Origin of the sequence: Fibrobacter sp. UWB12 (assembly GCF_900142485.1) — a bacterium.
Taxonomy (GTDB): domain Bacteria; phylum Fibrobacterota; class Fibrobacteria; order Fibrobacterales; family Fibrobacteraceae; genus Fibrobacter.
In genome coordinates, this window is the sequence record NZ_FRAZ01000016.1 from 1 (window position 1) to 9965 (window position 9965).

A 9965-nucleotide genomic window follows, 5' to 3' on the forward strand; every position below is an offset into this window, starting at 1 on the left:
GGACCATCAGTAGCGGCAACAACGAGGATAGCGCCGTCCATCTGAGCAGCACCAGTCACCATGTTCTTCACATAGTCAGCATGCCCCGGGCAGTCAACGTGTGCGTAGTGACGGTTTGCGGTGGTGTATTCGACGTGAGAAGTATTGATCGTGATACCACGAGCCTTTTCTTCCGGAGCGTTGTCGATTTCATCGAAACGCTTTGCAGCGGCAAGACCCTTAGCTGCGAGAGTCGTGCAGATTGCTGCAGTAAGAGTGGTTTTACCGTGGTCAACGTGACCGATGGTGCCGATGTTGCAGTGCGGCTTACTTCTGTCAAAATGTTCTTTTGCCATTATTCTATCTCCATTTTAGTGAGAGCCCAGATCGGGAGTCGGACCCGAGACCTCTTCCTTACCAAGGAAGTGCTCTACCACTGAGCTACCTGGGCATAAGCCCTACGATGCCTTTAGACACCGTAGGGCTAGATTGTCGTGGGCCGTCGTGGTTTCGAACCACGGTAGGCGTAAGCCAACGGATTTACAGTCCGTCCCCTTTAACCACTCGGGCAACGACCCATTATGTAAGCCAAAGATAGGAATCGAACCTACGACCGGCTGATTACAAATCAGCTGCTCTACCAGCTGAGCTACTTTGGCACTCTTTTTGTTTCAGTTCACTTGAAGAACTAAAGCGTGGCAAATTTAACAAGATTTATGTGGTTTTGTCAACAAGAATTGCGTTTTTTCTTGAAAAAAAATGAAATTTTTTAAAATACACGTAAACAAACTAGAGTAAAGAGTGTTAGTTGATTGTTGATAGATTTTTAAGTGAAAAAATGAGCACTAATTTTAGTAGTTTTTAGTCATTAGCTATTAGTCATTAGTTATATTTTATTCTCGAAACAACCAGCGACTATTGACCAATGACTAGCGACCAATGACCAAATTCTAATTAACTACTTTATACAACCGAACTTATACCCACCCTCTATATAATTACACATGGAAAATAATTTTTCTTTCAAAACCCGCATTCAAGTCCGCTATGCCGAAACTGACGCCATGGGCGTCGTACACCACGCCACCTACCCCATCTGGTTTGAACAGGCCCGCGTGGACTTTTTCCGCGCTGTAGGCGCCCCCTACGACGAAGTGGAACGCGAAGGGTTTGCAAGCCCAGTCCTCGAATTGAACGTGCAGTACAAGCGCCCGTGCCGTTTTGGCGATTTTGTCGATGTCGAAACAAAGCTCGTGCACGAAGGACGCTGCAAGTACAAGTTCCTCTATCAAGTCACCTTGAACGGCGAACTTTGCACCACTGGCTACTCCGTACACGTATTCACGAAAGGCGGAGTCCCGACACGCGACAAGCCCGAATGTATCAAGAAAGTCGAAGACAAAATCTTTAGCGACTAATTTTTATATAGTATAATCATGGACGCCCCTTTAGCAGAACGCCTACGCCCGCAAAACCTCGACGAGTTTCTTGGACAGAACAAGATTCTCGGGCAGCAGAGTTTGCTTCGCAAGAGTCTTGAAAACGACTCTATCCCCAGCATGATTTTCTGGGGACCTCCAGGTTGCGGAAAGACTAGCCTCGCACACGTCATCAAGCAGCACACCAAGAAACGCTTTGTTGCGCTTTCGGCAGTTGCAAGCGGAGTGAAAGAGGTCAAGGAAGTTCTCGCAGATGCTCGCCAGATGAAGCACGCGTTCATGGACACGATTCTCTTCATCGACGAAATCCACCGCTTTAACAAAGGCCAGCAAGATGCATTGCTCGGAGCCGTGGAAGATGGCACGGTGACGCTCATCGGTGCGACCACGGAAAACCCGGGTTTCGAAGTGAACGGAGCTTTGCTCAGCCGCTGCCAGCTGATTTTGTTCGCACCGCTCAGCAAAGAAGACTTGCGGACACTCATTTTCAGTGCACTCCGCGACCATCCTCGCGGCCTCCAGCTCAAGGACGTCGAAGTCGAAGACGCCGTTGTCGACAAGCTCATTGCGCAATCCGAAGGCGATGCACGATTCTTGCTGAACCAGCTCGAATGGATTGGCAAGAACCTCGGTGACAACAAGAAAATCGACGAAAAGTTGCTCGAGGAATTCCAGTACAAGAAGCCGTTGCGTTACGACAAGAGCGGCGAAGAGCATTACAACCTCATTTCGGCATTGCACAAGTCCGTACGCGGTTCCGACCCGGATGCGGCTCTTTACTGGCTCCACAGAATGTTGCAGGGTGGCGAAGACCCGCGATTCATTTTGCGCCGTCTGATGCGCATGAGCATGGAAGATGTAGGCCTTGCAGACCCGAACGCACTTTTGCTTGCGACAAGCGCTCGCGAAGCATACGATTTTATGGGAATCCCGGAAGGCTTGATCGCACTCGACGAGCTCGCGATTTACTTGGCGCTTGCGCCCAAGAGCAATAGTATTGAACTTGCGGGAATGAAGGCCGATTCCATCGTGAAGCAGACCGGCACGCTCCCCGTGCCGCGTGCCTACCGCAATTCAGTGACACGCGTCGGGAAACAGCTCGGCTACGGGAACGGCTACGAGTACGATCACGACAGCCCGGGCGGCTACTCCGCACAAGAGCACCTGCCCACGCAACTTGTCGGCACGACGATTTATGAACCCAAGCCGTACGGACGCGAAAAGGCTCTCGGAGAGCGCCTCGCACAGCTGAAGCAACTTAAAAAGGAACGACAGGAAAAGAAGTAGACAGTAGGCAGTTCACTGAGCCTGCCCCGGACTTGTTCCGGGGTCATCCTGAGGCGAAGCCGAATGGATCCAGTCATTGACGGTGTGTGGGAGTCGCAGACAATACGCAAAACTTGGAGGGATAAAATGGACTTTACTAAAATCAAAAAATACCCGAGTCAAATCTCGACGGTGTTCAAGCGGTTTCCGCTTGCAGTGGCGTTTGCCATTTTTACGACCATCGCATTCATTTACGTTTATGAAAGCGGTCACTCACCAACGGAATATAAATTTTCTCACTGGCTAATGATCTACCCGATTGCAGCTTCGATGATAGCACTTTCGGTTTCGCTCGTCCAGGAATCCCGAAAAAAATTCAGCTTTCTCCCCCATATCATCGCCGGAGCCCTTTGGCTTGCCATTTCCATCGCTCTCGTTCTTTACTTTCCGAAAAACTCTAACGATATCGGACGGACGTATGTCGGAATGACATATTTGTTTATCTACACAACCGCATTCTTGAGCATTTTCGTAGCACCATTCTTCAAGCAGAAAGACGAAAACGGATTCTGGGTATTCTTAATGAGGAATGCCAAAGCCGCTGTCGTCGCTATCGCCATTTCCGTAGTCCTGCTCATCGCCATTGACGGACTCCTGTTTGGATTCTTCAACCTGTTCGACATCAAAGTGTCTGCAAGACCTTTCGTTTATTCGGCGATTATCAGTTCATGCACCATATTCCCCATCTTGTTCTTCTCCGGCATTCCCTCCATTGGTGAATGCCTGCAAGAAGCTCCTGCTTTGAACAAATTCCAGACTAGCACAAACAAATTCATCTTTTTACCTGTCGTCTCACTCTATATTTTACTTCTTTACGCCTACATTGCAAAAATCATCATCCAATGGGAAATGCCCAAAGGAATGGTCTCCTATCTCGTTTCGGCATCCATGTTGCTCATGCTTCTGCGGGTGACGCTGATGCTCCCCGAACGCATCAATCCCAAGCAATCCTTTGAGAGCAAGCTCCTGAAAATTCTCCCCGCCGCCTGCATCCCCCTCGTCATTTTGATGTCCGTCGGCATTATACGCAGAATCTCCGATTACGGGATTTCAGAAGACCGCTATTACATTACCGCCATCAACATTTTCTACTATGCCATTATCGCCATTTTGCTCATTGACAAAATCAAGTGCAAATCGAGATTCATCGCCATCGTCTTCTGCAGCATGTTCCTCATCGCCACAAACGGCCCGCTGAGCGCCATCAACGTCACGCACCGTATTTGGATGGGAAGCATCAAGGACGCACTTACCGAACTGGGTTACACCAATTTCCCGCTAAGTAAAGACGAAACTGCAGAATTCGCAAGACGCATCCAAGATAAAAGCGATCACAAAACAAACATCGCCACCTCACGGTTGGAAATTCTCAATTCCAGACACGACAAAGAACTCGCACAGTACATTCCCAAGGGAGATGCCCTCATCTTGATTTCCAGAAAATCTTCTACAAACGAAAAAGTCAACGAGTTCCTTATCAGCGCCTACATAAACAATTCCAAAAACAGCTACTTTGAAATTCCTAAAAACGCAACCCAAGTAAACCACTTTTACAAGACATTCAATAAAGAAGATTATAAATTCCAGGGCGATACGCTATTTTTCCAGTTTTCTCCTAAAAAGCTAGACAAGACTTTCCGCTTCTTTGTCACCAAGCAAGCATTAGAAAGCAAGGACGTGCGATTCCTCGAAACCGAAGGTGCCAAAATCGGTGTCGAAAATTTAGACTTGACTTTATACAAGAAAGAAGAAAAAGTCAAGCACAATTACTTTAGTATCCGCGGTATCCTTTTTCTGGAGTAAATCATGGTCTTAGCCGCAATCAAGAAATACCCGAACCAAATTTCGACGGCGTTCAAACGTTTTCCAACCGCATCGGCATTTACGTTTCTCATATTCATCACGCTCGTCATCGAAACGAACTTGTTTTCGCTATTTGATAAGGTCTTTGGCGATAATGCTATCAAGTTCTTTACATGGCTTGCCATCTACCCCATTGCGGCATTAATCATCTCCCTCACGACATCGCTCGTCCAGGAATCCCGGAAAAGCATGGACTGGCGGCCCCAAGCCATCGCGAGTGGCTCATGGTTCGTGCTTTCCTTAACGCTAGTATTTGCACTATTCGACAAAAGCGGCGATTACCTCATCTATTTCGGAAGCGCCATCGCACTCGTCTATATAACCGCATCCTTGGGATTTTTCTTTGCACCATTCTGGAAGGAACGTAATGAAAACGGAGTCTGGAACTTTCTACAGAAGAGCTTCAAGGCGGCTGTCGTCGCTATACTTGTCTCGGCCATTTTACTCGGAGCCATCGAAGGGTTCGTCTTTGGTTTCGAACAACTGTTCGATGCCGACTTTGACAGCGATTTCACTTATCTCAACATATTCTATTTCTGCGCAAGCGTAGTCGCTCCCATACTGTTCTTCACCAAAATCCCGTCCATCGAAGAATGTCTTGACGAAGCCCCCGCTCTGAGCAAGTTCGCATCGAGCACCATCCGCTTCTTGTTCATCCCCGTGCTCGCCATCGGCACACTCCTCTTTTACGCCTACATTCTCAAGTTTATTGCACTGTGGTACATACCCGGAGAAACGCCGTCTTACTTTGTTATTGGCTTCATGATTTACATGCTCGTGCTCGTCACCGTCATGTACCCGGTCCGCCTTGCAGCCGAGCCGTCCTTTGAAAAACGCTTCATCAAAATAATCCCTGCCGCTTGCATCCCCCTTGTCATCTTGATGTCCATCGACATAAGCAACATGATAAGCAAACTCGGCATCGACACCGAATACATTTACGCCATCGCGCTCAACATTTATTTTTACGCCATCATCGCCATATTGCTCATCGAAAAAATCAGCCGCAAGATGCGATACATCGCCATCGTTTTCTGTGCCATGTTCTTTATCCTCACGCAACCACCGTTTAGCGCGCCCAACATAAATGCGCACATTTGGGAAAGCAGTATCGAGAACGCGCTTGCTACACAAGGCTACAGCAAGTTCCCGCTAAACGAAGAAGACACTAAGAATTTCATTTTCAAGCTCAAGGAAAGCAAAGACCCCGAATCGCAAAGGACGCTTGCACGATTGATTTCGCTCGAAGAATCGAACAACATATTCATCATCACGCATTTTTCCACAAGCGAAAAGTCCTTGAATAATCTCGAAAACTTGTACCGGGAAACATTCGAAAACAACGCTTGCTGCGTCAAAGACTCCACAAAAAAATTTGAATCTTTCGAAGCCGACATAAGACACCCCAAGAACGAAGGCGTCGATATTCCCAAGGGAGCAAAGGAAGCCATCAACCTCGACCTCGATTTCGATAGGGACGATTTCAAGTTCGAAGGCGACACCCTCGTCTTCTGGCTATCGCTATTCGATAACGACTCCACCAAAACAGGGAAAGGCAACACAGCAAACAAAACAAGCAAGGCGGATTCCACAAAATCCGATAAAGAAGCCAACGAGAAAGATTCAAAGTACAAAACTTACACTTTCAGAATCACTAAGCAGGAACTGATGCAGGACACGCTAAAAACCATCGTAAACGACAGGGTCACGCTCAGCATCAACAAACTGCACGCTGAACAATGGTCCGAAAAAGGGCGTTCGCTCCGCATCGAAGGGATTCTGTTTGTGAAGTAGAGCAAAAATGTTGAAAGCACAGAAAGAATACCTGAGTCTCTTACGAAACGCATTCAAGCGGTTCCCGCTCGCCATTGCGTTCGCAATTTTATCGTCAATTGCAATCATATTCGATTTTGTAGAATTATCCAAAATATTCCCCAAAAAAACAACATTCAGCCAAAGCCTTGATTTTTGGCTATGCATTTATCCCATAGCGGCAATGCTCATCGCCCTCGCGACTTCACTCATCCAAGAATCGCGAAAAAGCACTCGCAAGATGCCGCAAATTATCACAAGCGTGGGTTGGCTCCTCATATCAGTAACACTCGTTATTTGCAAATTCACCACAGACAATTATTATGACAGCAAATTCATAAACGTTGTAATAACCAGTATTTTCACCATTAGCGTTCTAGCCATACTCATCGGCCCGTTCTGGAACCAAAAGAATGACAACGCCTTTTGGGTTTACTGCAAAAAAATGGGCAAGCAGGCCCCCACAATTAACACAACCTTCTCGTTATTGGTACCAATCATACTCCTAGCTATAATTGGAGCAATATCTGAAAGCAATAAAGATCTCTGCATTAAAGCAATAATTTTAATAATCATATTTTACATTTTCACAGTATTCCCCATTATCTTCATGACAGGCATTCCGTCCATCGACAAATGCATCGAAGAAACTCCTACTTTAAAAAATTTTGTGATAACCATAAAATCAAAGTGGTTTAATATTTCATTCGACTACTTCAAGTTCATAATTTTACCACTTTACGCCATTTACGCCCTCACCGTTCACTTTTACGATATCGCGGCCTTGCTGCAATGGTCATTTTCAACAAGAACAATTTTTTATCTAGCAATAATTTCCTTAGTTTTGGCGCTCATAATTAAAAACGAATATTATCCTGCGCTGATAAATTCCGAACCTTCTTCCGAAAAGAAAATCGCCAGAATTCTCTCATGCACTTACTTTATCCCTATCGTTACGGCAACCATCGCAATCATCCAAAGATTTTCTGAATACGGCGTTACGGAAAATCGAATTACAGCATTAGCGTTATGCATTATCATTTGCATTTGCGCTATACTTGATTGCTGCGCTATACTTGATTGCAACCCTAAAATCATTCCATCTAAATATGTTATCATCATTTCATGCTTGATGCTAGTGTCTCTCGCTATCGGCCCCACCATCACCCGCAACGCATGGCTAAAGAATATCAAGGAAACCCTCGCCACCGAAGGCTACAGCACATTCCCACTCAGCGAAAAAGACGCAAAAGAATTTTTCTCTAACCTGTGGGAAAAAGACGGGAAAAAAGCAAGTATCATCGCCTACCAAGTGAAGGAACTCCATTCCAGACACGACGAAAAACTTTATCAGTACTTTCCCAAGGAAAGCGACCTAGCGGACATCGTCAAAAAATACCGCACAATTAGCAGAACTGTTAAAAATGACAAAATCCACACAATGCCCGAAAGTTTCAGCAAAGTCGCTTTCGTGAATTACACGTTCAAAGACGAAGAATTCGTAACCCGGAACGACACGTTGTTTTTCGATTATCCGCTCAAGGACACCGATTCGACAAGCAGCAAGGTTTTCAGTTTCTACGTACCAAAGCAAAACTGGCTCGATAAGGACATAAAGGTCCTCGAAACCGAGAGCGCCCGATTCGAAGTAGAATTCATCAAGTTCGGCCAATGGGAAAACGAAAAACACGAACGAGAAAGGGGGCTGCGTCTCCGCGGGATGCTGTTCATGGAGTAAATCTTGTCATCCTCGACCAACGGGAGGGGATCCATATGACTCGGATTAAATTTTAGGCTTGACCACATTTATGCATATAACTATATTTACGCATAAATAAGAAATGCGCGGTTTGCAGCTATTACGAGATGGTCGCTAAAACCGTGCCGCAAAACAAAGGATTCTTTATGGAATACAAAATTAAGGATATCAACCTTGCGATCGAAGGTCGCAAGGAACTCGACCTCGCCGAAACCGAAATGCCGGGCCTCATGGCTCTCCGCAAGGAATACGCCGGCAAGAAGCCGCTCGCTGGTGCCCGCATCATGGGTAGCCTCCACATGACCGTGCAGACCGCCATCCTCATCGAAACGCTGGTGGACCTCGGCGCCGACGTGCGCTGGGTCAGCTGCAACATTTTCAGCACGCAGGACAACGCAGCAGCAGCCGTTGTCGTTGGCAAGAACGGCAGCGTCAGCAATCCGCAGGGCGTGCCTGTGTTCGCCTGGAAGGGTGAATCCTTGGAAGAATATTGGGAAAACACCGCCCGCGCCCTCGTGTGGCCCGATGGCAAGACCGCAGACCTCATCGTCGATGACGGTGGCGACGCGACCATGCTCGTGACCTGCGGCGCAGAATTCGAAGACGCCGGCAAGGTGCCCGATTTCAACCCGGAAACCGACTCCGAAGAATGGGGCGTATTCCTCGCCACCTGCCGTAAGATTTTCGAAAAGGATCCGAAACAGTGGACCCGCGCCCGCGAAGCTCTCCGCGGCGTTTCCGAAGAAACCACTACCGGCGTGCATCGCCTTTACCAGATGGCCCAGGCTGGCCGCCTGAAGTTCCCGGCAATCAACGTGAACGACTCCGTCACGAAGTCCAAGTTCGACAACCTCTACGGCTGCCGCCACTCCCTCATCGACGGCATCAACCGTGCCACCGACGTGATGATGGCAGGCAAGATTGCAGTTGTGTGCGGCTACGGCGACGTGGGTAAGGGCTGCGCACAGTCCCTCCGCGGTCAGGGCGCCCGCGTGATCATCACCGAAATCGACCCAATTTGCGCACTCCAGGCCGCCATGGAAGGCTACGAAGTCAAGACCCTCGACGAAGTCGTTAGCTACGCCGACATCTTCGTGACCACCACCGGCAACACCGGCATCATTAGCGCCGCTCAGATGGAAAAGATGAAGAACCGCGCCATCGTCGGTAACATCGGTCACTTCGACAACGAAATCGACATGGCCGGCCTCAAGAAGATTCCGGGCATCAAGCGTAACGAAATCAAGCCGCAGTACGACGAATGGATTTTCGCCGACGGTCACAGCATCCTCATCCTCGCTGAAGGCCGCCTCCTCAACCTCGGCTGCGCTACCGGTCACCCGAGCTTCGTGATGAGCGCAAGCTTCACGAACCAGACCATCGCCCAGATCGACCTCTGGCTCAATGCTCAGGGCAAGCAGACTGTCGCAGGCATCAAGTACGAAAGCGGTGTCGTGTACACGCTCCCGAAGATTCTCGACGAAAAGGTCGCACGCCTGCACTTGGAAAAGCTCGGCGTTCACCTCACCAAGCTCACGCAGGCTCAGGCCGACTACATCGGCGTGCCCGTGGAAGGCCCGTACAAGGCGGATCACTATCGCTATTAATCGCGAGATGCGCACAAGATGCGCAACCCGTGTCATCCTGGAGGGTTCGCAGAACCCGATAGGATCCAAAAATATCCCCCGGTTTTGAACCGAACCCCGAAAGTTGGACAGTTTAAAGTTAGGATAAAATTGAGTTATGAGTCCGGTATTGTACCGGGCTCATTCCTTTTAGGCGCAGTT

General features: G+C 48.2%; 7 protein-coding genes and 3 tRNA genes. 6 read left to right on the plus strand and 4 right to left on the minus strand.

Annotated features, from left to right (window positions below):
• The 4 genes from BUA34_RS15410 to BUA34_RS15425 form a co-directional block, all read right to left on the minus strand.
• A partial coding sequence (locus BUA34_RS15410; protein WP_170861551.1) for a GTP-binding protein occupies positions 1 to 335 on the minus strand: 335 nt, incomplete at its 3' end.
• 23 nt (positions 336 to 358) lie between these two features.
• Positions 359 to 430 (minus strand) — tRNA-Thr (locus BUA34_RS15415).
• A gap of 44 nt (positions 431 to 474) precedes the next feature.
• Positions 475 to 557 (minus strand) — tRNA-Tyr (locus BUA34_RS15420).
• An 8-nt stretch (positions 558 to 565) separates the two neighbouring features.
• Positions 566 to 638 (minus strand) — tRNA-Thr (locus BUA34_RS15425).
• A gap of 345 nt (positions 639 to 983) precedes the next feature.
• Here BUA34_RS15425 and BUA34_RS15430 point away from each other — a divergent pair.
• From BUA34_RS15430 to ahcY, 6 genes are all read left to right on the plus strand, one after another.
• Entirely contained in the window at positions 984 to 1397 is a 414-nt protein-coding gene (locus BUA34_RS15430; protein WP_014545995.1) for an acyl-CoA thioesterase, read from the plus strand.
• A gap of 18 nt (positions 1398 to 1415) precedes the next feature.
• Positions 1416 to 2705 carry a replication-associated recombination protein A gene (locus tag BUA34_RS15435; protein ID WP_072831157.1) on the plus strand — a complete coding sequence of 430 codons (1290 nt, stop codon included), beginning with the start codon at positions 1416 to 1418 and terminating at the stop codon, positions 2703 to 2705.
• Between the two features lie 126 nt (positions 2706 to 2831).
• On the plus strand, positions 2832 to 4547 hold the full coding sequence (locus BUA34_RS15440) for a DUF4153 domain-containing protein (protein ID WP_072831159.1): 1716 nt from the start codon (positions 2832 to 2834) through the stop codon (positions 4545 to 4547).
• A 3-nt stretch (positions 4548 to 4550) separates the two neighbouring features.
• Positions 4551 to 6401, plus strand: a complete 1851-nt coding sequence (locus BUA34_RS15445; protein ID WP_072831161.1) for a DUF4153 domain-containing protein — start codon at positions 4551 to 4553, stop codon at positions 6399 to 6401.
• Positions 6402 to 7551: 1150 nt separating this feature from the next.
• Positions 7552 to 8157 carry a hypothetical protein gene (locus BUA34_RS16145; protein WP_254794525.1) on the plus strand — a complete coding sequence of 202 codons (606 nt, stop codon included), beginning with the start codon at positions 7552 to 7554 and terminating at the stop codon, positions 8155 to 8157.
• 167 nt (positions 8158 to 8324) lie between these two features.
• On the plus strand, positions 8325 to 9785 hold the full coding sequence (gene ahcY / locus BUA34_RS15455; protein WP_072831166.1) for an adenosylhomocysteinase: 1461 nt from the start codon (positions 8325 to 8327) through the stop codon (positions 9783 to 9785).
• Positions 9786 to 9965 lie beyond the last annotated feature (180 nt).

Excerpts from the sequence above, each read along its gene's own strand:
- ahcY (WP_072831166.1), top strand. The coding sequence starts at position 8,325 with ATGGAATACAAAATTAAGGATATCAACCTTGCGATCGAAGGTCGCAAG.
- BUA34_RS15445 (WP_072831161.1), top strand. The coding sequence starts at position 4,551 with ATGGTCTTAGCCGCAATCAAGAAATACCCGAACCAAATTTCGACGGCG.
- BUA34_RS15435 (WP_072831157.1), top strand. The coding sequence starts at position 1,416 with ATGGACGCCCCTTTAGCAGAACGCCTACGCCCGCAAAACCTCGACGAG.
- BUA34_RS15440 (WP_072831159.1), top strand. The coding sequence starts at position 2,832 with ATGGACTTTACTAAAATCAAAAAATACCCGAGTCAAATCTCGACGGTG.
- BUA34_RS15430 (WP_014545995.1), top strand. The coding sequence starts at position 984 with ATGGAAAATAATTTTTCTTTCAAAACCCGCATTCAAGTCCGCTATGCC.
- BUA34_RS16145 (WP_254794525.1), top strand. The coding sequence starts at position 7,552 with ATGCTAGTGTCTCTCGCTATCGGCCCCACCATCACCCGCAACGCATGG.